Here is a 24,153-nt window from a genome sequence, read left to right as displayed (position 1 = left end):
TGTCCTCGAATCGACGAGGAGGCCGGCATGGCACGCGCAGGATTGACCGCGCAGCGCATCGTGGAGGCAGGAGCGGATCTGGCCGATGAGGTCGGCTTCGATCGCGTGACTGCCAGCGAGATAGCCAGACGCTTCGACGTGAAGGTTGCGAGCCTGTACTCGCATCTGAAGAACTCGCACGAGTTGAACGTCGGGATCGCGCTGCTGGCGTTGGAGGAACTGGCCGATCGGGTGTCCGAGGCCCTGGCAGGCCGAGCGGGCAAGGACGCGTTGGTAGCCGTCGCCAACGCGTATCTCGACTATTCGCGCGAACATCCAGGTCGCTATGCAGCGACGCAGTTTCCACTCGATCACGAGACCGCTCTCGCGAGTGCGGGAGTGCGTCACTCGGCGATGATGAAGGCGATTCTCCGCGGGTACGACCTCGGCGAAGAGGATCAGGTACACGCAGTTCGATTGCTCGGCAGTGTCTTTCACGGCTACGCGAGCCTCGATGCGGCCGGCTCGTTCGCTCACAGTGCCCCCGACTCGCAGCAGTCCTGGGTCCGCATCCTCGACGGAATCGACACACTCTTACAGCACTGGAGGCAGTGACATGGAACCGATCTCCGAACGCGACATCAGGTCGTCGTTCGTCAACTCTTCCAAGGGCGACGCCGGTCGGCTCTCCCTTCCCGACATGTTCGACGCTGTGCCGTGGGACGATCTCGACTTCTTCGGTTGGGTCGATCCCAAGCTCGCCGGGAGGAGCTACATCGTCGTTCCTTCGGAGGATCGCCTGCGCGGAATCGCGTTGCGCTACAAAGTCGGTGGGCCGCGCACAGCGCAGATGTGCAGCATCTGCCTCACCACGCACGCCAACGGCGGAGTGTCGTTGATGGCTGCCGCCAAGGCAGGCGAATCCGGCAGGCGCGGCAACACGGTGGGCACCTACATCTGCTCGGACCTCGCCTGCTCGCTCTACGCACGTAAGAAGAAAACCCCGGCGCTGGGCCGTCAGTTCAAAGAGGACTTCGACGTCCCGACACGAACCGCGGCAGTCGAAGACAACATCGCCGCGTTTCTCGCTCGCGTCCTCGATTGATCAACTGATGGTGGGACCGCGCGCCCCGATCGACGACTGCGCGCCCCTACTCTGATGTGAGTAGGGGCGCGCAGTCGGCAAAAAGGGTGTGAGGTCCTGTCGGAGATAGGACCGGTCGACGTCATTCGCCGACAAGACCGAAGTCAGTCCTTGTTCTTCTCCGCGATGAACAGCTTCTCGATGCGCTCCGCCTCGTCCTTCTTGGCTGCAGCTTCGTCGGAACGCTCGGCGGCCTCGGCCAATTCGGCCTCGGACGGCGCAGCGGCCAGCTTCTCCTGCTTGTCGACCTGGGCCTGCTGAGCCTTCTTGCGATCCTCGGCTGCCTTCGCGGTGGCAGCGGCCTGCTCGTCGGCCTTCTTCTTGTCCGCAGCGGCCTTGCGCTCGGCGTCCTGAGCGGCCTCGCGCTTGCGTTGCTCGGCCTCCTGGCGGGCGTCACGTGCGGCTTCCTGAGCGGCGGCGTCGGCTGCGCGGCGATCCTTCTCGGCCGTCTCGCGGGCGACCTTCAGTTCGTCGTCGGCCGCGGCCTTCTTGGCCCGAGCCTCGGCGTCGAGACGGGCTGCCTCGGCGCGGTTCTCGGTGCTGTCGACGAGGGTCTCGCCGCGGTCGGCGAGGCTCTTGTCTCCCAACAGGTTTCCGACGGCGCGGTCCAGCGATCCGAGCGTGTGCTCGTACACCAGTCGCGCGGGTGCTTCTGCATTCATCTTCTCGACGACGTTGGTTTCGATGAGCTGCAACGGAATTCGGGCGATCTTGTACTGGATGCGGAGGATGGTCAGTGGTATGGCTAAAACGCTCATGAAGCGAAACTCCTGGTATGAGGTAGTGGTTCAGGCCTGGTTGCGGAGCTCTTCGGCCTTCTTGCGATCGGCTTCGGCCTGACGAAGTGCTTCCTGGTGCTTCTGTGCGGCCACCATCTCGTCGGAATCGGCCGCGGCCTGCTCGATGCGACGATCCTCGTCGGCCTCGATCTGTTCGGCGGTCGCGTCGACCTCGGCAGCAGCGCGCTCCTGCGCCACTGCCTCACGCTTCTCCTGTTCGGCGGCGGCGAGCTGGGTCTGGCGAACCCGATCGGCGTTGGCTTCGGTGACCGCGGCGTTCTCTTCTGCGGCTTCCCGACGGCTCTCCGCTGCGGTGCGCACATCGGCCAGCTCCTCGGCGGCCTCGGTGGCCTGCGCCTCGGCGACCCGCTCCGTGGCGTTGGCCTCCTTGCGCTCGCGGGCCTGCGCGGCCTGCAACTGGCCCTCGGCTGTCAACGAGTCGTTGCCGGTCACCGCACCCGCGACCTCTTTGGCCTTGCCCTTGATTCCGTCGAGCAGTCCCTTGCGTGCTTCGCCCGCTACGTTCTCGTCAGTCATGTAACACCAGGTACCCATTGGCTGTTCGAGTAACCCCACGTCGGTATCGGACGATACGATCCCCGACGGACGAATCAGCAGTAAGGAGACGTATGCCAATCGCCAAGATCAACGGCATCGACATCAATTACCAGGTCAAGGGCAGTGGAGACCTGGTCGTTCTCGTCATGGGCACCGGCAGCCCCGGTCGCGTGTGGGAGCTGCATCAGGTGCCGGCGCTCACAGCAGCGGGTTACCGGGTGTGCACGTTCGACAATCGCGGCATCGCTCCCTCGTCGGAGAGCACACACGGCATCACCATGAAGGACATGGTCGCCGACACCGCCGGTCTGATCGAGCTCGTCCGCAATGGTGACGAGAAGGCCTACGTCGTCGGAACGTCGATGGGGTCACGCGTCGCGCAGGAGCTCGCGCTGAGCAGGCCCGACCTGGTTCGCAAAGCGGTGTTCCTCGCCGGCCACGCGCGGGTCGACGAGTTCCAGAAAACACTTGCACAGGGTGAACGAGCCCTCTACGACAAGCGCGTGGAGCTTCCCGGCACCTACTCGGCCGCGGTGACCGCGGTGATGAACCTGTCGCCTGCGACGTTGCGCGATTCTCGCGGGGCGCGTGACTGGCTGGACCTGTTCGAGTTCTCTGCCTCCTCACCGTCCGCCGGAGTGCGCGCTCAGCTGGGAATGGACGACGATTTCGATCGAACTGCCGCCTATCGCGGGGTGGCAGTGCCGTGTCTGTCGGTCGGATTCGCCGACGATCGGATGATCCCGCCCTACTTGGGCAAGGAGTTGGCCGACGCCATCCCCGGTGCCCGGTACGTGGAGATCGCGGACGCCGGGCACTACGGATATCTCGAGCGTCCCGAGGCCGTCAACGCCGAACTGCTCGGCTTCTTGAAGGCCTGACGGCACCACGGCCCGACCTGCGTTGCTAGGGTCGTGTGGCACCTCACGGTGCAGACTTACCAACCAAACGTTCGCGACGAGTGAGGCGAGATGAGTACCAACCCGTTCGATGACGAAGACGGACGCTTCTTCGTGCTGGTCAACGACGAAGACCAGCATTCGCTGTGGCCGACGTTCTCCGAGGTCCCTCAGGGATGGCGTGTCGTCTTCGGTGAAGACACCCGCGCCGCGTGCCTGGAGTACGTCGAGAAGAACTGGACCGACATGCGTCCGCGCAGCCTGCGTGAGGCCATGGAGGCCGACGCTGCTGCACGCGCATCCGCTGAGGGAACCCCTAGCACCGAGGCCTGAGTTCCGCCTTCTACGAAGGACTCGTACCGCGCCGCCGACGAACTGTCGGTCGGCGCGGTTCTTCTGTGCGGCGAAGCGTCGGGCGCAGTAGTTCCTCGGTGCGCGCGAGAATGCGTGGTCGACGCAGGGTTCGGGCACCCCACTCACCGAGTGTCACACCCGCGGCCAAACCGCAGCCGACGCCGAACGCCGCGAACAACGAGCTGATACCGAGCAGTAGCTGGTCGTTGAGGATCGCGTACAGACCGCGATACAACGCCAGGCCGGGGAGCAGCGGAGTGATGCCCGCGACGGCGACGATCAGCGGCGGAATCAGCGCACGACGTGCCAACAGACCACCTGCGAATCCGACGACGGTAGCGGCGATGGCCGAGGCGATGATCGGTCCCACATTGAGAGTCTGCGAGAGCAGATACACCAGCGAGCCCGCGAAGCCGCCCATGAATGCAGCCGTCAGCGCACGACGTTCGGCGTAGCAGGCCAATGCATAGAACAGTGACGCTGCCGCGCCGGCGATCACCTTGGTGGGGACCTGCAGGATGTCCGGTGGGGCCAGATTGCTGATCTGCGGTAGATCGCTGCCGATCAGCGCAGCCAACCGCAGAGATGTCGCGACGCCGGCGATGATGCCGCCGGTCATCATCAGTACCTCGAAGAATCTGGACACCGCGGTGATCGGGGCGCCGGTGATCGCGTCCTGCACCGAGCCGACGAGCGAGAGACCCGAGAGCAGCACGATCACACCGGCCGCGATGATCTGCGACGGCGAGATGTCGATGTTCAGTTGGTCCTGGAAGTTGTAGAGGGTGATCGCCGGTGTCGCAGCCACGAAGCCTCCGACGACCTGCTGGAAGAAGAACGGCAGGCCCGCGCGGTTGAGTACGCGTCCGATGCGGTCGATCACCATCGTCGTCAGGAAGCTGACCACAGCAACCAGCGCGCCACCGCCGAGCAGCACACTGATGGCCGCGGCCATCCCAGACCACGCCAGAGTCGCAATCCACCGGTTGTACGGGTGCGGAGCCTTGGTGATCTCGTCGAGCCGCTCGAGCGCCGCACTAGGCGGCACCATCTTCACGCGCACGGCGCGGATGAGACGGTCGACCTCGGCCAGCCGCGTGAAATCCATCGACCGGTAATGCACGATGCGCATCGTCGACGCCGGGGGACGCGTCGGGCCGCGGTGCGCACTGAGGGTGATCGAGTTGTACGTGACGTCCACATCGCACCGAGCGAGGCCGTACGTCGCGGCGATGAACTGCACCTGAGTCGCCGTATCCATCGCTGCCGTGCCCGAGGCCAACAGAACTTCGCCGACGCGAACCGCGAGATCGAGGACCTCCGCAACCGACGCATCGTCGGTCAGATCGATCGGACGAAGGGGCGACGGTGCTGCGGTCGGTGTATCGATGGTGGCCCGACGCTCACCGGTGAGACGGCTCAGCGAAGCCGTCAGGTCTTGCAGGAAAGTCATGACCGTCTTTACACGTTGCTGGGGTGATCCACCGACAAGGTACCTGTTGACACTGAGCGTCCGATGAACGGATATGATTGCCTCGCTTCACTGCCTCCTTAGCTCAGCGGTAGAGCACTCGCCTTGTAAGCGAGCGGTCAACGGTTCAATCCCGTTAGGAGGCTCCATTGAAAATTGGGTCTGAACTGGCCTTTTGTGCTACCTCTAATGAAATTCATCGCCAATTAGGCGAGCTCGGTGTCACAGAATGTCACAAGTGCTTCAAAACTCACCGGAACAGCGCCTGGTGAGACCGCCTGCTCCTATGTGGACGGTTGCGGACGAACGCCGGTCAACGCTCATCGTCGGATGGCTCGTCGCGACGCCGGACGAGTGACTGCAACGTATCGGCCGCGCCCAGTAGCGCATGGTTCTGAGAATGGACGTAGGTGCGCATTGTGAATGCGTTGTCCGAGTGCCCGAGCCATGCCGAGATCACGGCAATCGGCACACCTTGAAGGTGCAGCAGAGTCCCACACGTGTGGCGCGCGTCGTGGAGGCGGATGTCGGACACCTCGCTGTTGGTGCATAGCCTGCGCCAATAGTCGCTGACCGTATCGGGATGAAAAGGTCGCCCTACAGCGTCGGACACGACGTAGGTGCCTGGACCGACGTAGGTCGAACTCTTTCGTTCCGCACCCTGCAAGCGGTGTGCAGTTTCGAGTGCGGATTTGAGGGCCGGCGTGAGGGGCAGCGTGCGCTTGGACTTCTCTGTTTTCGGCGGGCCCTCTACGACGCGTCCATTGACCGAGACTCGCGTGTTGTTGATTGCCAGGCTGCCGGCGTCAAGATCGACATCGTTCCATCGAAGCCCGCACAGCTCACCGCGTCTGAGGCCGCTCAGAGCAAGTAACCAGGCGTGGCCGTTCCGGTCTGACGTCGATGCTTCCAGGAGGCGTTGCACTTCGTCCTCCGTGAATGTCTGCATCTCGACGTGCACACGGGGCGCGCGGTCGACGAGTGCGGCGACGTCTCGCACCAAACGCCCTTCTCGCATCAGCCCGGTGAGGACCGCGCTTACAAGGTTGAGCATCGGATTGATCGAAGTGGCCTTCCATGGACGTCGCAGTTGGCCATCGGGTTTGACCGAGCGGCCGGCCAGCAGATCGTTCACCAGAGCGTCCAAGTGACCTTTGGTCAACTTCTGCACCGCTAGCCCGCCGTGAGTATCGCGCAGCGGTTGAAGGGCATGGGTATACGCGGCTTTTGTGGACTCTCGTACGCGTCGTCCGGCAAGCCACTCAGCGCAAGCCTCCTCGACCGTGGTGGTCGAGGAGGGAACGAATGTCCCCTTCGAGACTTCCTCGAGCACCTTGGATAGGGCTGCGCGAGCATCCTTCTCCGTAAGAAATCGACGACGCAACTGCGTTCGCTTCGACGCCCGGGTGCCGGGGGCGTCGGCACCACCAGCGTCGACGGTCATTTGATACCGCAACTCGGTACTGCCTGTAGACCGATTGGTGACGTAGATCTTCTTGATCTGTGGCGGCAGTTGCTGCCTAGCCATCCTCTTCGTCCTGCGTGTTCATGCCCAGTTCGGTCATTCGTCTAAAGAGCTCTTCCGAACGCCGTCGAGCATCCTCGTACAGATATTGCATCGACTCGATGTGCTCAGCTGATTCATTCTTGGAAAGGCCGTTTCGGAGCTGCACCCGAGCACGCCGCATCGCCTTCAACGCATCAAGCCATTCACGAGTGATCCCAACGCGATCGTTCTTCGGGTCGAAGGTGTCACGTACCCACATTTCGAAAGGACCGTCGGATTCCTCCTCGGTCCACTCGGAGCTCGGCCGCATCAGCCCAGCCTCCCCGCTGAACCAGCGAAGGGCATCGTGAGACTCCTGCTGGAGCCCTGGGAGTACTTCGACTCTTCCCTTGGGGAGATCGGGATAGACCAGTTGTGCTGGTGAAACTCCCAGTGCCGCAGCCAAGATCAAGAGTTCCGAGACGTCCAAGCTCTTCTTACGTCCGGTTTCCAAGTCCGCGACTACAGAGCGCGAGATCCCCCACCCGAAGTCAACCGTCCTGTCGGCAAGCTTTGCTGCGGACAGAGCGGAGTGGTCTTTACCCCGGAGTCGGCGCACTTCCGAGGCGACCCGGGCAACGATCGATTCCGCCCACGACTGCGTCATGGTTACGCAGTCTAGCGGAGAATGTCTCCCCGTTGTGGGCTGGCTACGTACTTGCTACTCTGTGGTGGAACCACGTGGACTGACCAGAAATGTCCCGCAGAATGTGGCTCTACTACACAATTCAGTGGAGGTGCTGAAGATGCCCAGACGGTTGTTGTCTGTCCCGGAGGCTATGGCTTGCACGGGACTTGGACGTTCCAACTTCTTCAACAAGATCGCGTCCGGAGAAATCCGGAGCGTGAAGGTCGGCAAGCGCCGGCTGATCCCGGATACGGCCATCGATGAGTACATCGAAGGTCTCGAGGCACAATCCGACGCCAGCTCAGGCGTCGCGTGAGGCCGAGAGCCAATTGTCCCTCAGGAAACTGAAACGCCCCCGGAGGATCTCAGTGTTACCAGCACCGAGGCCGAGGGCGTCGAAACCACATCCCGTGAGGAAGGAGTTCCGCCACCGAGCATAGAGCGTCTTGATAAGTCATTCAAGACATTTCGCCGAGTTGCCGTTCTCCGCCCTCGATTTACGTCAGGGGCCGAGCGGGCGGTGACGCATGTTTTGACCCGCGACAGCGCGGTCGAGTTCTTCTGCTCGCGCCGCACAGGCCTTGTCTACGGAACTTCCTAGCGAGGCCTGATGTGCCGCAGCAGCGTCGTTTTCTGGCAGAGCCCGACGTAACACCAGCCTGCAGCCGGCCTGTGCACCCTTTGTAAATCCTCGGAAACCGGCCCCGAGGCACCACCAGCTCGACTGATCATCGAACCGGTGGCGATACCGATTAGCCGCGCGCCCACCGAGGCGCGGGGCTATCGGGCGTGGAGCGGACAACGTGGGTGCGGAAATTGGCTCAGGGGCCATGGGGGGTCCGGAGGGAACGAACGAAGTCCCTTGTCTTTCATACGTCACCACTATGGAGGTACCAGTTGAGCTCTCGACCCATCTGCAATGCAGACATGACCAAGTTGTCCGGCATGACGAACCGTCATTCAGGCCTCGATCTTTCAGTCCACGCCGCTCGCTTACTCATATCCGTTGTGCACGTCGATTCCGTGAAGATCCAAACAGAGCAACATATTTGGCTACTTCAGCTCAAGCGCGGCAGTTCGCCGGTGCAGGCCGCTCCCGCTAGCGGTGCGGCGGCGTTCCGCAAAACTGACGTACCTGAATTACCCGCAAAGAGTGCCTCAGATGACTCGCTGGCGACGGGCGTCATACATCCCGCAGTGGCCATACCTCCAATGCCTGCAAAGGTAGAGAGTCAAGCTCGGGATGTGTTGGTGGTAAATGCTTCTCATGCCACTATGGCGCGTCCTTCGCCTATGGCACGCGACTCACGCATCGCGCCCCTCACCTGTAATTCACCCGACACTTTTACAGGGTGCGACTCATCCCTCGGTTCCAAGGCGTGCATGACGTCCCATACCCGCAATACCGCCAGTTCGTCCCATTCATCCATGGAAAGTGAGACCCACCATGCCCGCTGACATCTTTGCGTTCTGCAACCAGAAGGGCGGCGTGGGTAAGACCACCACCGTCTTTCACCTCGCCTACGCCGTTGCCCAAGCGGGGAAGCGAGCACTCGTTATCGACGTGGATCCGCAAGGCAACGCCAGCACAGTCCTGACCAGGACCGAGCTAGAGAGCGACGATGTCGGTGTTGCCGACGTACTCGCCGAGTCGTCGAACGCGACCATCGCCGATGCTGTTGTCCCCACCATCTGGCCTGGCGTAGACCTGGTACCCACGTCGCCGGGAAACGAGTCCCTGGCCTATGTCCGCGATCAATTGGTCGTCGCCGGTGCCGGCCGAGAACGGCGGCTTCGCGACGCAATCGACGTCGTGCGAGGCGTCTACGACGTGGTCCTGATCGATTGCCCACCTAGCCTCGATCTGCTGACCATCAACGCCCTTGTGGCAGCGCGCGCAGCCGTCGTCGTGACTCAGTCCGCGCTGTTCTCAGCGAATGGACTCGCGCGGCTACTGCGCACCATCGACGCAGTCAAGCGCAGCTACAACCCGGACCTCGACATGCTCGGGGCGATCGTCAACCTTCACGAGATCGCGACAATCAGCGGTCGAGAACAACTGATCGAGATCGCCGCGAGCATCAACGTTCTCGGCGATGCCGTACCCAAACGTGTTGTCATCAAGGACTCGATGGAGGCCCAAACCAGCCTGATCGACTGGGGGACAACACAATCTCGCAGCCTGTCGACGATCTACCGCGGCACACTTTCGCTGCTCACGAGGGGACACCTGTGATGGGCCGCCCCGAACGTATGAAGAGCGCACTCGCCGGGTCGAGCCCGGTCGACCCGCCGGAGCACACGCAGCACGCACCCGACACCGTTTCGGCGGCCGAGACCGGTGCGCAACCGTCACCGGACAACGCAAAACAGAAGCGTTCGTACTACCTCTACCAGTCCACCGTCGACGATCTTCTCAACGCAGCCGAAGCACTGTCCGCAACACCCGGCGCGCCGCGGGGCCCGTCGGATCTCGTCAATGCGGCGATCGAAGAGTATTTGGAGTTGTTGCGCAACAGATTCAACGACGGTGCGCCCTTCCCGCAACGAACCGGCCCTCTCGCACGAGGACCGAGAATCCGATGAGCCGATCATATTCAGCGGCAATCCCGTTGACAACGAAGCCGTCGGATGTCGTTGCGCTGCATCCAGCGATTTTGCAGTGGGCCCTGGCAACAGCCATTGCGTTGACAGTTGGCATCGCCGGGGCGTCCTTCTGGCTCAGTTTCGCTGTGTTGCGGGATCTCGCGGTGAGGGCTGGGATAGGTCCCGGCGAAGCGTGGGTGATTCCAGTCGTGTTGGACGGGGCGATCGTCTCGACAACCGTGACAGCCATAGCGCTGTCCAACCACACGGACAACCGCACGATCAAGGGCCGTCGCTTCGTCGTCACGATCTTGCGTGTTGCCGCATCGGCGTCGATTGCGGGTAACTCGTACCACGCAGTGTTGAGTGCGACCTTGCTTCCGGCCGTCGTCTCGGCGGGTATTGCCACCATCGCACCTATTGCGCTCCTTGCGATGACCGAAGTGCTGGCCGTCATACTTCGTGCGCCTCGCGGAGCCGTCAGAGTGGAATTCGCTCCAAGTGCTGCCACAGCGGAGCGGGACTGGACAGACACCGACTTCAGCCACGAAGGCCCCAGCCCAAGCCGGGATCACTCAGAGGGCGAAGACGGCACGTGGGGAGAACACGTCGACACGGCGGACTCGCCTCGACTGCAAGTAGACGACCTCACACCGGAAGTTGCGGAAACAGCGCGGCTCCGACACGCACACCGCGAATGGTCGTGGGCACGAATCGGTAAAGAAACGGACGGCTCCGTTGCATCGACCGCGATGCGCCGATATCGGAAGTGGGAAGAAGTCACCGCGGGGATCCGCGAGGGCCACCCGGATGGGCAAGCCGAATTCGATGACACGCCAGCCAGCGAGCGTGACCGCATGTCCGCAGAATAGAAGGGCTGCCGCGATATCGAGCTTTGTTGCTCTCCGTCGCTCCCGCGCAGTCGCCCCAGGCTGTCGATGGCTGGGAGGTGGTCGCCTCGGGTGGCTCAGTCTGCGTCGAAACGTGTGCTGCCCCGGGACCACCTCCGGCGGTCTCCGGATAGAGCTCCGCTGCGCTTCGCACTGCGAAAGAACAATTTCCTTCGCACATCTGGCTCCGGTCGAGCATGCAACACCCTGACCCGTCTTACCTAATCCTGACTCCGCCTTGCTCCGGCCCGATGGGCTCCGAAAACTTTTCAAAGCGCCTGCGGCTGAAAACTTTCCGGATCAGGGCCAGGACGCCGGTCCAGTGCGCCGCCTTCTCTTCTTCGAGCCAGATGACGGCAAAAGAAATTGGCAGAGCGAAAGGGCCGGGGGAGCCGGTCCCGCAACAGAAAGAGAGCCCGACATGCCGCAGAGTACTTCCAGCACAGGACGACGGACCACCGCCGCACACAACGCCCGAACCACCGGAATTGTCACCCACACAACCGTCCTGGTCACAGGACCCCAACAGGCCACTATCACCGCCACCTCCGCAGCAACCGACGAAGCGCAGATGATCGTCGCACTAGGTCACGTCATGATGACCTTCCGCAGCGCCGAAACAGTATCCGCAGTCATCACCGGATTTGCCACCGTCCGGGCCGCACTTGCCGGAGCCGATGGACAAGCCCCCCACCCCGCCCAACCAGGCGCAGAATTCGGGGCCGCTGCGATCTCCGTCCTGTGGCTCGACAGCCCCGAACACACAGCAGTGCCGCACCACCGCTACAGCTCCGAACAACGTCGCACCATCCACTGGGTAGACCTGCACATGGGACCTGTCACGTGGCGCATCACCGACCGCATCGGGTACGACACCCTGATGGCCGAACTCCGACGCGTTCACCGTGCTGCCGTCGGAGTATTTCTCGACGGCAGCCGCTACCGTCGCGACCCCGCCAAACTCCTCGATGTCTTCGACGACGTCTAGTACCACACGTTCGGCCCAAACCCGGGGCCGAACGTCGTTTATCCACAGGCTGACTCGACACCACAGTTATCCACACCCTCGCCTGATCTGCCTCCGCAGCGAACGCTTTGTTACGGACCTCGTGTGACGCTCGATTAGAAGCAGCTGGCCGGCACGAGCGACAAGGAACCAAACGATGATCACCTGGACCGTCACCACACACCCCGAGGACAACCCCGAAATTCTTACCGCAACCGGAGCAGAACCCAATCTCCAAGGTGCGAAACGCGCCGCCGCCGATGCCGTCCGTATCGCCCTCCTCGACGCACGCGAGCACGCATCGTCCGACAACGGAACGCCGCCGTCCTACCTCGTCACACTCGACGGCACCTGTGCCCTCATCATCGGACTCGGAAGCTGCAGGCCCGAGAACTACAACGCCGTCCTCGACAGCCTCGAGCAGTTCGACGGCACCGCACCACCGAACCTTCTCTACATCTGACCCACACCTCCGCAATGACGACCAACGCGGCATAACCAAGCACAGCGCCACCGGAGTACCGAATCCAGTTCTCCCGCAACAGACCCGCAAAGAGAAACGAGGCGAACAGATGACCCCGTTGAGAGCAGTCGAACCCACCGACGACGATCACGCTGATCTGACGGACCATCCGGAGACGGCATCGGAAGCACTGGTCATCTGCGCACTGATGTGGTTGCAGGACACCGACGAGGCCGCCCGCATTGCAGCGTCATTGCAGGCCAACGATTTCCACGATCCCGTTTATCGCGAGCTGTATGGCATCGTGCAGGGGCTGATCATCGACAACCTCCCACACGACCCCGCGAGTGTTCTGGGCGTTCTTGTCCGGTCAGGTGCCAGTGGACACCGCGGTGCACGGCTGCGTCGAACACTGACCGACGTCACCGCAGCGAACGCATGCGGAGCATCGGCAACCGACTACGCCGGCATGGTCCTGTCGGAAAGTTACCGACGCAGCTTCTTCGAGGCAGGGATCAGAATTCAGCAGATCGCCGAGGAAGCGCCGGAAGAATTCCTCTTCGACCAGCTCGTCGAAATCGGAAGGGCGCAACGTGAAGCGACAAACCGCCTGAACGCCTTCCGCAGCGGTAGCACACTGTGACGGCGCGGGAAGAGACAGAGCCGGGCCGTGAGCGGCGTCGAGCTGCCCTCGCTTCTGTCCGGTTGGCCGCCGCAGACGTCGCGCATCTAGATACGGACGAAGTCGAAAACCTCGCTGCCGGGCGTGAGATAGATGAAGCCCTGGCCGCCGGCAACACACTGAACGAAGTTGCGCGGTCCATCTGTTACACCGAGGCAGTCGCCTCAGACCTTCTAAGCAAGTTCCAAGAGTTCCGCGACAGTCTCGCGGCGCGCAACCAAATTCCCCTGTTCTGAGCAACTTTCCACGCACACCTCGCATTGCCGCTATGACTCGAAGAGGCCGAAGCCATGAATTTCATCCGCATCGACACCGACCGAGGGACCCTCTACGGGCCATCCTTCGCCGAGACGCTGACACACTTCTTCGGACAGAACCAGCACGTCGAGTGGGAATTCCACCAGCTCACCGCCGGATACTCTGATGGGCGGTGCACCGTGTCGACCGCGATCCGAGTGCATCACCGCGGACAGTGGATCGTCGCTGCTCGATCCTTCGGCTCCCGCACCGTCGACGCGATCCCCGACTGCGTAGTTCGCGGCGAATCGAATTTCGCCGCCGCACCGTTCGACGCACCTGCGTTACCTCGCTGGGTGTACGAGTGGGCGTATGACCTGCTGGTCTAATTCACGGTATAGGTCGACTGGTACAGATCGAAAGCGAAGAACTTCTCGAGTTCGTAGATGCAGAAATGCCGGGGTGCGACCAATAGTTTTCAGCGCGCGACGATCCCAAGAGGGTCACCCCGCAGAAGCGACTTCCCATTGTGAATGAGTCAGCAAACATCGCACCGAACGACGACCGGGTTTGTGTCGAAAGTTCGCACGCGGCTTCACGGTCTCTTGGTACGGGGTGGTCGTGTCGCTGGTCCTCGTCTTGTGGTGCGCTTCCGATCCACTGCATCGATGTCTTCGTTGATGGTTCGGCGAAGTTTCCTGAGGGTCAGTGCCGACAGCGGCAGGCTTGCTGCGAGTGCGATGAGAAGAACCAACACGAAGGGGATGTCGAGACTGGTCAGCGCGTCGACGGCCAAAAGCACTCCTGCGGCCACGCACACGAGGAGCAGGCGCACGACGTTGTAAGCCAGCACATGTAGGGCAAGCCGTCCTCGAGCAGTTGAGGGTGTGCGGATCAGTGGCATCTGCTGTCCTGTCGTGCGTCGTGGCTCATCGTGCTTTCCATTCAGGCCGCTAAGAGTGTCTGGCGTCATCGTCCGGTGCGGGACCGGGTTTCGGTGCCGATCTGTTTGAGGAAGTCGTTGTAAGCGTTCAGTTCGCTGTATCCGTCCTCTTCGGCTTGGCGATCCGCGACGGCCGATTCCTCTTTTTCGTCCCGGTTCCATTGAATGCAGAAGATGAGCACGACCAGTAGGGCGACCGGTTCGCCGTAGGACCACGCCAACGCTCCGGCGAGCTTTTGATCGGATACCGGATCGATGCCCCATTCCGGGGATGGGAAGGCGAAGGTCGCCAGCATTGGGGTGCTCGACATCATCAAGATGACACCGAAGAACACGTGCAGCGGCATCTCGACGAACAGGTCGAACAACCGGCCCAGATTGCTCTGCCGAACGGGGAGGGGGCCGACGGCGAGCACAGGGATGATGAACAGCAGCCCGCTGGCGAAGAAGAAGATCTCCATCGATACGTGCCCGATGACTTTGATGGCGAGAACATCGAAGATCGACGACAGATACAGCCCGTAATAGCTGAAAAGGAACAACGGGATCGTCAGCCCGGGATGGAGAGCGATGCGTCCGGCGCGGCTACGCAACCCCGTCAGCGCCGCGATCAGTACCCACCTACCGGCTCCGTGATGCGCGGTGGCTCGCAGGAGAAGTCGTCCGGGCGAACCCACCACCAACAACGGTGGGATGGTCATCGACAACGTCAGATGCTGGAACATGAAGACGCTGAACAGGCTGTAGCCGTAGCGTTCGATCTGCAGTCCGGTCACCAGGACCAGCGCCGCGCAACCGAGCAGAAAACTCGCACTCCGCCACCGCGACCATGCGATACCTCGACCGCGGACCCGGTAGAGCCCCCAGCAGTACAGCCCGGCCATGACGACACCGGCGATCGGCAGGATCGGTAGGGGAGGAAGATCCCAGCTCAGCAACGCTGCCAGCGTCGGCGGCCCTTCCGGGGGAGCAACGGCAGCGATGATCATCGGCACCCTGTCATTGCTTGTTCTTGCCTCGGATCACCAGGGTCAGGGCGATGGCACCGAGACCGAGCACAGCCAGGCCCACGATCGAGAGCAGCATCATGGTGTTCTGTTTCGGTGGCCGGTCTTCGCTGGCGGACGGATTGTTGGGATCGTAGGGCTGCGTTGCCGTGGTAGCAGGAGTCGGCGAGGTCGAGGTCGCACCGCTCTGCGACTGCTGTGCAGCGGCGTCCTGAGGGGTGGCGGTCGCCGCAACGTCGACGGAGAAACCGTACGATCCGGTGATCGGGTGCCCGTCCGCGGAGGTGACACGGTAGCCGACGGTGTACTCCCCGTTGGGGAGTCCGTCCTCGAGCAGGACCGATACGTCGGGGCCCTCGACCGTGGCCGTTCCCTGTGTCCACTGAGTGTCGCCAGGACCCACGACGCTGATGGTCGCGAACGATTCGTTGATGTCCTGGTTGAACACCAGACCGACACCGATCGGCGCGAAGTCGAGTGTGGCATCGGCGGGCGGGTCGGAGCTGACCAGTTCGCTGTGCGCCGACGCCGGCGCCGCAGCGAACAATGCTGTCCCGCAGATCATCACGGCAATCAGCATCAGACGTTTCACGCGGGGTACTCCTCTGTATCGAGCCCGACCCAACAACTATGGGACATAGTAGTAGGGAGGGCGGTTTAGCGGTGGGTCACTTCTGCGGCGATGGTTATTTCACCGGGTCCGGCGGATCGGATCGTTCACGGCCGGCGATGGCTTCGGTGATCACTTCCGAGGGCGCGATCGAATCCGAGTGCGGGCCACCGACGTGCTGCTCGGCGCGGATGCGTTCGACCATGTGCGGATAGTGAAGCTCGAATGCCGGCCGCTCGGAGCGGATTCGGGGCATCTCGGTGAAGTTGTGCCGCGGTGGTGGGCAACTGGTCGCCCACTCGAGGGAGTTACCGAACCCCCAGGGGTCGTCGACGGTGACCACTTCGCCGTAGCGGTAGCTCTTGAAGACGTTCCAGATGAACGGCAGCGTCGAGGCTCCGAGAACGAACGATCCCACGGTCGAGACCTGGTTGAGGGTGGTGAACCCGTCGGACGGGAGATAGTCGGCGTAGCGGCGCGGCATTCCTTGCGCTCCGAGCCAGTGCTGAACGAGGAAGGTGGCGTGGAATCCGAGGAACGTCATCCAGAAGTGCCATTTGCCCAGTCGTTCGTCGAGCATGCGGCCGGTCATCTTCGGGAACCAGAAGTAGATGCCCGCATAGGTCGCGAACACGACCGTTCCGAACACGACGTAGTGGAAGTGCGCGACGACGAAATAGGTGTCGGTGACGTTGAAGTCGATGGGCGGGCTCGCCAGGAGCACTCCGGACAGCCCGCCGAAGACGAACGTGACGAGGAATCCGATGGAGAAGAGCATGGGGGACTCGAGGGTGACCTGGCCGCGCCACATGGTGCCGATCCAGTTGAAGATCTTCACTCCGGTCGGCACGGCGATGAGGAAGGTCATGAACGAGAAGAACGGCAGCAGCACGGCGCCGGTGGCATACATGTGGTGCGCCCACACCGCGATGGACAGAGCTGCGATGCCGACGGTGGCGTAGATCAGACCCTTGTACCCGAAGATGGGTTTGCGGGAGAAGACCGGGAAGATCTCCGAGACGATTCCGAAGAACGGTAGCGCGATGATGTAGACCTCGGGGTGACCGAAGAACCAGAACAGGTGCTGCCAGAGCAACGCCCCGCCGTTGGCGGGATCGAAGATGTGGGTGCCGAGTTTACGGTCGGCGAGCAGGCCCATCAGCGCCGCGGTCAGCAGTGGGAACGCCAGCAGGATCAGGATCGAGGTCACCAGGATGTTCCAGGTGAAGATCGGCATGCGGAACATCGTCATTCCCGGTGCGCGCAGGCACACCACGGTGGTGACCATGTTGACCCCGCCCAGGATGGTGCCCAGGCCTGCGATGAGCAGGCCCACGATCCACAGGTCGGATCCGATACCGGGGGAGTAGACGGCGCTGCTCAACGGGGTGTACGCGGTCCAGCCGAAGTCGGCGGCACCGCCGGGGCTGATGAACCCGGCGGTGGTGACCAGTGCGCCGAACAGGTAGAGCCAGTAGGAGAAGGCATTGAGCCTGGGGAAGGCGACATCGGGTGCGCCGATCTGCAGCGGCAGGATGTAGTTGCCGAAGCCGAAGACGATCGGGGTGGCGTAGAGCAGCAGCATGATCGTGCCGTGCATGGTGAAGAGCTGGTTGTACTGCTCGTTGGAGAGGAACTGCATTCCCGGGACGGCGAGTTCGGAGCGCATGATCAAGGCCATGAGGCCGCCGACGAGGAAGAATCCGAACGAGGTCACCAGGTACATCAGTCCGATGACCTTCGGATCGGTGGTGGTGACCATCGTGTGCAGGAACGACCCCTTGCGGGCCCCGCGGGGTGGATAGGGGCGAACCGCCGGCTCAGCCGGAGGAGATGTCAGCGCCGTCATGGAACCACCTTCGAATCGCACGCGAATTACAGGACGCGTACGACAGCCTAACTCAAATACTATGCTGCATAGTATTTGGGTGGGTCAGGTCAGTACGGCCGCACACGCCGCGGCGGAGATCGCACTGAGGGTGAGGATTGCCATGGCGGCCGGCACCACGAGCGGCAGTACGGCGGCGGCAGCGTATGCGCCGGGCACTGTCCGGGTCGGCATCTGCGCGCTCGTATCGAGGTGGCGGAGTCGTTCGGTGGTCGATTCGCCGATCAGGCCCAGTGCCCACAGTGGACGTGCAGAATGTGCCTGCGAGACCGTCGACAGTGCCGAACGTACAGTGTCGGCGCTGGTGACCGCGGCCGCGGACCGGTCGGCTGCGACCTCGACCAGAACCCGCACCGCTGCAGGTGCTGCGGCGAACAGGGGAACGCGAGGGAACGCCGCGGCCAGGATCTCGCAGATGTTGACGATGCGGTGGTGGCGCCCGCGCAGGTGGGCGCGTTCGTGTGCGATCACAGCTCGCTGTTGATCGGGATCGAGATGGGCGAGCAGGCCTTCGGTGGCCACGACGTATCCGGGGCGACCGTCGATGCTGTAGGCCAGCGGGAGCGGGTGGTCGAGCCACATGATCGGTTCGGGTCCGGGGTCCGTGCGCGCGACGACGGCGATGACATCGCGGTGATAGTCGCGGACTTTGGACCGGGCTCGAAGCTGACGGCGAGTCGAGCGCAGGACGCGCGCCGACGCCGACGCAGCGAGGACGACCGATGCTCCGGCGACCGCTTCGCCGATCCACGGCTGGGCCGCGTGTTGCAGTGAGCCCAGACAGCGGACGGCGAGTTCGACCATGCCCTCGGCGGGCGCATGGCCGGGCCAGAGCAACACGGTCACCGCGGATCCCACGAGAAAGAACACCCCGGCGATGCTGCCGATCCATGCGGTCAAGGCGAGAGTGGGGTTCACGGTGCGGGTGAGAGAGGTCAGCGGCCGCGGCAGGGCGACGGCCGCGATGATCGCCGCGAGGAGCAACACCAGCGCGACGATCACCGGTTCACGTCCGGCAGGTTCCCCCGCAGGGCGTCGAGCTCGTCGTCGGTGACGGTTTTCGCGAAATGCATCAGGACGGCGGCCGAGTCGGTACTGGTGTCGAGGATTTCGCGCAGCGCTTGCGAGGTGGCCTCCGCGCGCGACTGCACCGGGGAGTACAGGTACGCGCGTGACTGCTTGGTCCGCTCGACCCACCCCTTCTCGTGGAGATGGGTCACGACGGTCAGGATCGTGGTGTAGGCGGGGTTTCGGTCGGCCATGAGTTCACGCAGGTCATGGACCGACTGCGGTCGATCGCATTCCCAGAGCACGTTCATCACCTCCGCTTCGAGATCACCGAGCCTTTTCATCGCCAGTTCTTCTTTCCTCGTCGTGTCAGGTGATATCGACTCCGCGTGCCGACAGCCACGCCGTCGGGTCGGACTTGGCACCGTCGGGTTGCCACACTTCGTAATGCAGGTGGGGTCCGGTGGATTGGCCTCGGTTGCCTACCGTAGCAATGAGCTCGCCGGCTTTCACACGTTGACCGGCGGTGACGAGCGCCTGGTCTATGTGCCCGTACACCCCGATCGTGCCGTCGTCCTGACGAATACGCACCCACAGGCCGAACCCTTGCGCCGGCCCTGATTCGATGACCTCACCGTCGGTCACCGATACGATCGGCGTCCCGATCGTATTGGCGATGTCGAGTCCGTAATGCGTTGTCCCCCAACGTGGACCAGCACTGGAGGTCAATGTGCCCGACACCGGCACCGCCGAGAGCGGGCGCCGCGCCTCGGCATCGCGTGCAGCGCGCTCCGCCGCCCGAACTCCCCCCTCGGCGAGTTGCTCGGTCATGCGCTGCGCGACCCGGCCGACGTCGAGATCGGGTAACTGCAATACCTGCGGGGGTGAGGCAACGACCGGGCTCGGCGGCAGGACGCCGGCGGGAGGTCGATCGATACTCGCGGCGCTGAGCGCCACACTGTCCTGCGACCCGGTGTTCGGAGCCGTCGCTGCCGCGGAAAGAAAGGCACCGACCGCGACCGACGCAGCGATGGCGCGGCCACCTGGTTTCGGCACCCGGCGGCGATGAAGTCCGCGGCGAGTAGTTCGCGACACGGCCTGGACTACATCGCGGTCGACCTCGCAGTGCGTCGTCTCGTGCGGACCGGCCACGTGCGCCGCCCACATCGACGCGGTAGCGCCCGCGCCCGCGGTGTCCCAGGCGTCGCTGACCGCGTGAACGGTTCCATCCGGTGCGGGCGTCTGCGCCGAGGGCGTGTGCTCGTCCTCCGACAGAGTGTCGGAGTACCCGGCATCGGCGGGCGACTCGATCGCGAAACGTGAGGGTGCGAACTCGGCCCGTCGATGACGGGGGCGATCGGTGAGCGCCGTCGGCCTGGTGCCGACGGGCATCGAGATCACGCCGCCGCGCGCCGGAGCTGCGCAGTCGTCGTCGATCGGATCGGGTGTGCGGTGTCGGGCCAAGATCACAATCCTTGGTGGCTACGAGGCCGAGGCCTCGCTCGAGATAACGAAATGGTGACGGTCAGGCCACAGGTTACTACTATCGAGCATAGTTTTTCCACCCCTCTCGACCCGGATTCGCCCGTACCGCTGGTCACGGTCCTCGGAGGACATCCCGCGGGCTGCGGCGACCCTGACCGAGAACGGATCCTTCGGGTATCAGGGGTGATCCCGCCGAGAGGACAGGCCACCGAGCATGGTGTTGTACGCCTCGAGTTCGGTATCACCTTGATCGTCGACTCGGCGATCTCGTTGCCGTGCAGCGCTCTCGTCGGCCGCCGACCACCGGACCGCGGCGAGAACTGCGGCAGCGAGCAACGGCAACTCGCCGATGCCCCATGCCAGAGTGCCGCCGCGCCGCTGGTCGGCCAGCAGGTCTGCGTTCCAATCCAGACGCAGTCCGCTGTAGAAGCTCGCTCCGAGCGCGGTCTCGAGATCGATCGTCACGACGAGGAAGAATGCGAACCCGGCCAACGCGGTGATACTCGCGAGCAACTTCGTCAGTCCCGCGATCGGTCTCGGTACCGGGTCTTCGCCGACCGTGCCCCAGAACATCACCATCCCGACGGTCAGGAACCAGCCCTTCATCACCATGTGTGCCACATGAGAGTCGGCGACGGTGTCGAACACTCCGCCGGGGTAGAGCAGGTAGAAGCTGACCAGGAACACCGTGGTGCTGACCCACGGGTGAATCGCGATCCGGGCTGCTCGGCTGTGCCATGCAGCCCGGAGCCATTCGCGCGAGCCCGGTGCGTCGGCTGCCGGAGCGGTCGGCAGGACCGAGGCGAACAAGGTGGCCGGTCGGCCGAGGACCAACAGAAACGGCACGGCGATGGCGACTGCGGTCAGTCCCGCCATGTGCACGCTGAACATCGCCGGGCTGTAGAGCCCGACCCCGGACGAGGTCGCCACGAGCAGCACCGCAGTGCCCATCAACCAGCTCGCTGTCCACCGCCTCTGCCATGGCAGGCCTACCCGCCGGCGGCGCCGCACGGCCACCAGGTACAGGACGGCCGCGATCACCGCAGCGGAGCCGAACACCAGGTCGAAACGCCACTCGAACGCCAACCGCGCAGCGGTGGGCGGGCCGTCCAACACGTAGCCCAAGGCCTCTTCGTGCGCCTGAGGTAGCGAGGCGTCCTGCGGCGGGGGCGGGGGAGTGCGACCGAGTGCAACCGCCAGGCCCACTGTGGTGACGAGAACGAGGGTCTCGATCATCGACAACGTGATCAGGGATCTGCGGTTCTCGGGATCGTGAGCCAGAGCGCTGACCGTTCGTCGTCGCTGTATCCACCCGAGGGTCCCCACGATCGCCAGGGCTGCGATCTTCGCCAGTATCAGAGCGCCGTACGTCGAATCCCACAGCGACGTCACGGGTACACGCACGGCAGCGTTGACCACTCCGGAGACCGCCATGATCACGAACGCAACCAGAGCGAGCGTCGAATAGCGGCGGGTCGCGACGGCAAGGTGTCCACCCCCGCGCAGCGCATGAGCGAGAAGTGCGAGGAGTCCGCCAACCCACAGAGCGGCAGCGAGGATGTGCAGAATCAACGAGTTCGTCGCGATGTCGTGATTGCCGCCGGTCGAGGAGTGGCCGGTGACCGCGCGCGGGATCAACGCGAGCATCGACAGGGCGAACAAGGCGGGGGTCCACCGATGCCGCAACACCGCCGCGCATGCTGCGGCGGTGATCGCCGCGACCGCAGAGGTGATGGCCCATGCAGTGGAGGCCTCGACATCGCCGATCGCACCGAGGAACTGCACCGGTTGCGCCGCAACGGATCCGACAGGTTGACCCGACGCGTCCGAGAGCGTCAGCGGCACCAACGCCGCCGCGCACACCGCCCACACTGCGGAGGCCTTCGCCGCGGTGCGGACGGCGATGTACCCGTCGATGGCGAGCACACCCGACATTTGGGGAGGAACGAGGAACGCTGCGAGAAGCAACGACCCCACCGCCACGACCGCGGCCACCTCTCCGAGCGCGGTCAGCGCCGGAATACCGTAGGTCGTGATCGGTCCCGGATCGGGAAGCCCGAGCAGAATCAGCGCCTGCGACGTCGACAACGCCGCGAGCACAGCGGCCACCACTGCCGCGATCGCGGCCCACAGCAGCATCACCTGCGAACCGGAGCGTCGATTCACCGGACCGCGGGTCGAGAGTGCGGCTTCGGTGGCCATGTCGTCGGTGGCCATGATGCGGCACCCCTTACGTGGATGATGTGTGGCGGGAAAACTGTCGGCCGGCAATATCGGCACGGCTGCGCGACCGAGTCGCGCAGCCGAGATCGAACTACTACGAATCATAGTTCTGCGCCGACGTAGTGCGGCCGCGGGCAGCAGCTTCCGGCGAACACAACACTTGCATATATGCGCATATCGCAATATGTTGTGTTCCTGTTATCGAACCACGCCGAGAAGGGGTACCCACGATGGGACACGGACATGGCCACGGGATAGAGCCGGGATCGCCGGCGAGCGCATCCGGTAAGCACCTCGGGCGACTGTGGATCGCTGTCGGTCTCGGGGCGGTTACGTTGGTGACGCAGGTGGTAGTGGGTCTGTCCACCTCGTCGCTGGCGTTGTTGTCCGATTCCGCACACGTGTTCACCGACGTGTTCGGGGTCTTGATGGCGATCGTGGCGATCACACTCGCACAGCGGCAGTCTCGCAAGACCGGCCGCACGTTCGGACTGTATCGAGCCGAAGTGTTCGCGGCTCTGTTCAATGCAGTGCTGCTCTTCGGTGTCGCTGGGTGGATTCTCTACGAAGCCGCGCAACGCATCACGAACCCACCGGAGGTGCCCGGGATTCCGGTCATGTTGGTGGCACTGCTCGGTCTGGCCATGAACCTCATCGCGTTCCTCCTTCTGCGTAGTGGTGCGAAAGAGAGCCTCAATGTTCGGGGTGCGTATCTGGAGGTGATGGCGGACATGCTCGGCTCGATCGGAGTGCTCGTCAGCGGACTGGTCACCGTCGTGTTCGGGTGGCGGTACGCCGACCCGGTCATCGCGGTCGCCATCGGGTTGTTCGTTTTGCCGCGTGCATTCACTCTGGGGCGTCATGCCGTACGAATTCTGCTGCAACACGCTCCGTCGGGCATCGATGTCGCCGCCGTGGAAAAGGCCCTGACCGGTGTCGACGATGTCGAAGAGGTACACGATCTGCACATCTGGACACTGACGTCGGGGATGGAGGTCGCTTCGGCGCATCTGACGGTCGCCCCGGAGGCCGAGACACCCCGGGTGCTCGCTGCAGCGCAGCAGGTTCTCCGCGACGAGTTCGGTCTCGAACACGCCACTGTGCAGGTCGAACCCCAGGAAGGCGAAGGCCGTTGCCGAGAGGTCAATTGGTAGGCAGGTCTCGACCCGGTGCGAGATCGGCACGCCGTGCTGTCGTCGAGACGGCAGCGATGTACCGGAACCGTCACCAGTGGGGTGGGGGCACAGAGAGGGTCCTCGATTGCCGCACATCGGCCCGGTCGAGACCGTTCACCCCGAACCCGTCCGCCTCGCATGTTCGGTCGCCCGGTGATGGATCAGTCGACTGTGAGGGTATCTACCGTTCTGGTCACGGCGCGGTTCGGCAGTGGCTCGGTAGCGGGGCTGCGCATGACCGCCCCGTCGGTGATCGAGAAGGCACTGTTGTGGCAGGGGCACTCGATCGTGCCGTTGCGAACTCGGTTCACTGTGCACCCTTGGTGAGAACAGATAGCCGAGAAGGCCCGGAAGGTACCGGGTTCCGGTTGGGTGACGACGACCTGCCGGTCGGCGAGCACGATTCCACCGCCGACAGGAACATCGTTCACCGACAAGGTGATGGGACCGTCGGAAGCGGTGTCCTCACCGGACGGGGCTTCGCCGACGCTGCATCCGGCGGCAGCCAGGCACGCTGTAGCGCAGCTCGTAGCGAGAAAAATACGGCGCGGTAGCGCCGGGATGTTGTCGCTCATGCAGCAGGTTCCCCTCG

General features: G+C 63.5%; 27 protein-coding genes and 1 tRNA gene. 14 read left to right on the top strand and 14 right to left on the bottom strand.

The window, feature by feature from the left end; translation table 11 throughout:
• The first annotated feature begins 27 nt into the window (after positions 1–27).
• Together CH296_RS05840 and CH296_RS05835 are read left to right on the top strand one after the other, a co-directional pair.
• Positions 28–594, top strand: a complete 567-nt coding sequence (locus CH296_RS05840) for a TetR/AcrR family transcriptional regulator (protein WP_094630302.1) — start codon at positions 28–30, stop codon at positions 592–594.
• Position 595: 1 nt separating this feature from the next.
• The gene (locus tag CH296_RS05835; protein WP_094684226.1) at positions 596–1,084 is read left to right on the top strand and encodes an FBP domain-containing protein; all 489 of its coding nucleotides are present in this window, start codon (positions 596–598) and stop codon (positions 1,082–1,084) included.
• A gap of 143 nt (positions 1,085–1,227) precedes the next feature.
• Here CH296_RS05835 and CH296_RS05830 read toward each other — a convergent pair whose 3' ends face one another.
• Complete coding sequence (locus tag CH296_RS05830; RefSeq protein WP_094648517.1) at positions 1,228–1,881, bottom strand: hypothetical protein; 654 nt, start codon at positions 1,879–1,881, stop codon at positions 1,228–1,230.
• A gap of 30 nt (positions 1,882–1,911) precedes the next feature.
• Positions 1,912–2,439 (bottom strand): hypothetical protein, encoded by a 528-nt coding sequence (locus CH296_RS05825; protein ID WP_045196860.1) that lies wholly within the window; start codon positions 2,437–2,439, stop codon positions 1,912–1,914.
• 92 nt (positions 2,440–2,531) lie between these two features.
• On the opposite strand from CH296_RS05825, the gene CH296_RS05820 reads away from it, so the two are divergent.
• Together CH296_RS05820 and CH296_RS05815 are read left to right on the top strand one after the other, a co-directional pair.
• Positions 2,532–3,341: an alpha/beta fold hydrolase gene (locus CH296_RS05820; protein ID WP_094648515.1), complete on the top strand. Its 810-nt coding sequence runs from the start codon at positions 2,532–2,534 to the stop codon at positions 3,339–3,341.
• A gap of 90 nt (positions 3,342–3,431) precedes the next feature.
• Positions 3,432–3,692 carry an MbtH family protein gene (locus CH296_RS05815; RefSeq protein ID WP_008710007.1) on the top strand — a complete coding sequence of 87 codons (261 nt, stop codon included), beginning with the start codon at positions 3,432–3,434 and terminating at the stop codon, positions 3,690–3,692.
• Between the two features lie 10 nt (positions 3,693–3,702).
• On the opposite strand, the gene CH296_RS05810 is transcribed toward CH296_RS05815, so the two are convergent.
• Positions 3,703–5,166: a threonine/serine exporter ThrE family protein gene (locus CH296_RS05810; RefSeq protein WP_032396059.1), complete on the bottom strand. Its 1,464-nt coding sequence runs from the start codon at positions 5,164–5,166 to the stop codon at positions 3,703–3,705.
• A gap of 92 nt (positions 5,167–5,258) precedes the next feature.
• Here CH296_RS05810 and CH296_RS05805 point away from each other — a divergent pair.
• Positions 5,259–5,333, top strand: a tRNA-Thr gene (locus CH296_RS05805).
• Positions 5,334–5,497: 164 nt separating this feature from the next.
• On the opposite strand, the gene CH296_RS05800 is transcribed toward CH296_RS05805, so the two are convergent.
• Together CH296_RS05800 and CH296_RS05795 are read right to left on the bottom strand one after the other, a co-directional pair.
• Positions 5,498–6,712 carry a site-specific integrase gene (locus CH296_RS05800; RefSeq protein ID WP_037107067.1) on the bottom strand — a complete coding sequence of 405 codons (1,215 nt, stop codon included), beginning with the start codon at positions 6,710–6,712 and terminating at the stop codon, positions 5,498–5,500.
• Positions 6,705–7,337, bottom strand: coding sequence for a helix-turn-helix transcriptional regulator (locus tag CH296_RS05795; protein ID WP_037107065.1), 633 nt, complete (start codon positions 7,335–7,337; stop codon positions 6,705–6,707). The genes CH296_RS05800 and CH296_RS05795 overlap by 8 nt, the downstream gene beginning before the upstream one ends.
• A 124-nt stretch (positions 7,338–7,461) precedes the next feature.
• Here CH296_RS05795 and CH296_RS05790 point away from each other — a divergent pair, with 124 nt between their 5' ends.
• From CH296_RS05790 to CH296_RS05750, 8 genes are all read left to right on the top strand, one after another.
• Positions 7,462–7,674, top strand: coding sequence for an AlpA family transcriptional regulator (locus CH296_RS05790; RefSeq protein ID WP_230074464.1), 213 nt, complete (start codon positions 7,462–7,464; stop codon positions 7,672–7,674).
• Positions 7,675–8,805: 1,131 nt separating this feature from the next.
• Positions 8,806–9,594: a ParA family protein gene (locus CH296_RS05785; protein WP_037107062.1), complete on the top strand. Its 789-nt coding sequence runs from the start codon at positions 8,806–8,808 to the stop codon at positions 9,592–9,594.
• Positions 9,594–9,944, top strand: a complete 351-nt coding sequence (locus CH296_RS05780) for a hypothetical protein (protein ID WP_037107059.1) — start codon at positions 9,594–9,596, stop codon at positions 9,942–9,944. The genes CH296_RS05785 and CH296_RS05780 overlap by 1 nt, the downstream gene beginning before the upstream one ends.
• A complete protein-coding gene (locus CH296_RS05775; protein ID WP_052059186.1) occupies positions 9,941–10,816 on the top strand; it encodes a DUF2637 domain-containing protein in 876 nt (291 codons plus the stop codon). Before CH296_RS05780 ends, CH296_RS05775 begins: the two co-directional genes overlap by 4 nt.
• Positions 10,817–11,255: 439 nt before the next feature.
• Complete coding sequence (locus tag CH296_RS05770; protein ID WP_094650936.1) at positions 11,256–11,822, top strand: hypothetical protein; 567 nt, start codon at positions 11,256–11,258, stop codon at positions 11,820–11,822.
• Positions 11,823–11,997: 175 nt separating this feature from the next.
• Positions 11,998–12,303, top strand: a complete 306-nt coding sequence (locus CH296_RS05765) for a hypothetical protein (RefSeq protein ID WP_037107053.1) — start codon at positions 11,998–12,000, stop codon at positions 12,301–12,303.
• Positions 12,304–12,412: 109 nt separating this feature from the next.
• Positions 12,413–12,946 carry a DnaB-like helicase N-terminal domain-containing protein gene (locus tag CH296_RS05760; RefSeq protein WP_037107051.1) on the top strand — a complete coding sequence of 178 codons (534 nt, stop codon included), beginning with the start codon at positions 12,413–12,415 and terminating at the stop codon, positions 12,944–12,946.
• Between the two features lie 329 nt (positions 12,947–13,275).
• A complete protein-coding gene (locus CH296_RS05750) occupies positions 13,276–13,611 on the top strand; it encodes a hypothetical protein (RefSeq protein ID WP_037107045.1) in 336 nt (111 codons plus the stop codon).
• 206 nt (positions 13,612–13,817) lie between these two features.
• Here CH296_RS05750 and CH296_RS05745 read toward each other — a convergent pair whose 3' ends face one another.
• The 8 genes from CH296_RS05745 to CH296_RS05710 all read right to left on the bottom strand — a co-directional run bounded on the left by CH296_RS05745 (position 13,818) and on the right by CH296_RS05710 (position 22,380).
• Complete coding sequence (locus tag CH296_RS05745; RefSeq protein ID WP_052057734.1) at positions 13,818–14,075, bottom strand: DUF4229 domain-containing protein; 258 nt, start codon at positions 14,073–14,075, stop codon at positions 13,818–13,820.
• A gap of 116 nt (positions 14,076–14,191) precedes the next feature.
• Positions 14,192–15,154: a cytochrome c oxidase assembly protein gene (locus tag CH296_RS05740; RefSeq protein WP_037107043.1), complete on the bottom strand. Its 963-nt coding sequence runs from the start codon at positions 15,152–15,154 to the stop codon at positions 14,192–14,194.
• Positions 15,155–15,164: 10 nt separating this feature from the next.
• Entirely contained in the window at positions 15,165–15,764 is a 600-nt protein-coding gene (locus tag CH296_RS05735; RefSeq protein ID WP_094684225.1) for a copper resistance CopC family protein, read from the bottom strand.
• A 94-nt stretch (positions 15,765–15,858) separates the two neighbouring features.
• The gene (gene ctaD / locus CH296_RS05730; protein ID WP_052057733.1) at positions 15,859–17,631 is read right to left on the bottom strand and encodes a cytochrome c oxidase subunit I; all 1,773 of its coding nucleotides are present in this window, start codon (positions 17,629–17,631) and stop codon (positions 15,859–15,861) included.
• Between the two features lie 84 nt (positions 17,632–17,715).
• Entirely contained in the window at positions 17,716–18,672 is a 957-nt protein-coding gene (locus CH296_RS05725) for a M56 family metallopeptidase (protein ID WP_037107036.1), read from the bottom strand.
• A complete protein-coding gene (locus CH296_RS05720) occupies positions 18,669–19,022 on the bottom strand; it encodes a BlaI/MecI/CopY family transcriptional regulator (RefSeq protein ID WP_032382574.1) in 354 nt (117 codons plus the stop codon). The genes CH296_RS05725 and CH296_RS05720 overlap by 4 nt, the downstream gene beginning before the upstream one ends.
• A 25-nt stretch (positions 19,023–19,047) precedes the next feature.
• Entirely contained in the window at positions 19,048–19,845 is a 798-nt protein-coding gene (locus CH296_RS29765) for a M23 family metallopeptidase (protein ID WP_080732897.1), read from the bottom strand.
• Between the two features lie 495 nt (positions 19,846–20,340).
• Positions 20,341–22,380, bottom strand: a complete 2,040-nt coding sequence (locus tag CH296_RS05710; RefSeq protein WP_037147434.1) for a cytochrome c oxidase assembly protein — start codon at positions 22,378–22,380, stop codon at positions 20,341–20,343.
• A gap of 236 nt (positions 22,381–22,616) precedes the next feature.
• Here CH296_RS05710 and CH296_RS05705 point away from each other — a divergent pair, with 236 nt between their 5' ends.
• Positions 22,617–23,540: a cation diffusion facilitator family transporter gene (locus CH296_RS05705; protein ID WP_032370892.1), complete on the top strand. Its 924-nt coding sequence runs from the start codon at positions 22,617–22,619 to the stop codon at positions 23,538–23,540.
• A gap of 182 nt (positions 23,541–23,722) precedes the next feature.
• Here CH296_RS05705 and CH296_RS05700 read toward each other — a convergent pair whose 3' ends face one another.
• Positions 23,723–24,136 carry a Rieske (2Fe-2S) protein gene (locus tag CH296_RS05700; RefSeq protein ID WP_032370893.1) on the bottom strand — a complete coding sequence of 138 codons (414 nt, stop codon included), beginning with the start codon at positions 24,134–24,136 and terminating at the stop codon, positions 23,723–23,725.
• Positions 24,137–24,153: the final 17 nt, after the last annotated feature.

It is taken from the genome of Rhodococcus sp. 14-2496-1d, from assembly GCF_002259365.1.
In the GTDB taxonomy this organism is placed as follows: Bacteria; Actinomycetota; Actinomycetes; order Mycobacteriales; family Mycobacteriaceae; genus Rhodococcoides.
The sequence above is the reverse complement of the archived record's forward strand: the minus strand, read 5'-3'. Positions and strand labels throughout refer to the sequence as shown.